This is a genomic window from Lacinutrix sp. MEBiC02595, from assembly GCF_053601555.1.
Map to the genome: position 1 here is coordinate 1 of NZ_JBSHNU010000023.1, position 405 is coordinate 405.

A 405-nucleotide genomic window follows, 5' to 3' on the forward strand; every position below is an offset into this window, starting at 1 on the left:
TGCATCATTTGGATCTGTGTCGTTTGGCCCTTGAACGCCGTCTCCATCAGGATCTACTTCGTCTAAGTTACTTACTCCGTCACCATCACAATCTGCAGTTGCCCAGTCACTTGTTGTGTCTGTTAAATCTACATTTGTTAATGTTCCTCCGATACATGGATCGGTATCATTTGGATCCGTATCACTTGTTTCTCCATCACCATCACAATCTGTGATTGCTGTTACAGGTAATGTAATATCTGCTACAGTAAATTCACATGCATCGTTTGGATCGGTGTCGTTTGGTCCTTGAACGCCGTCTCCATCAGGATCTACTTCGTCTAAGTTACTTACTCCGTCTCCATCACAATCTGCAGTTGCCCAGTCACTTGTTATGTCTGTTAAATCTACATTTGTTAAATCTCC

General features: G+C 42.7%; 1 pseudogene. It reads right to left on the reverse strand.

What is annotated here, in order from left to right:
- Window positions 1-405, reverse strand: a pseudogene (locus ACVCZW_RS00065) (hypothetical protein); the annotation flags it as partial.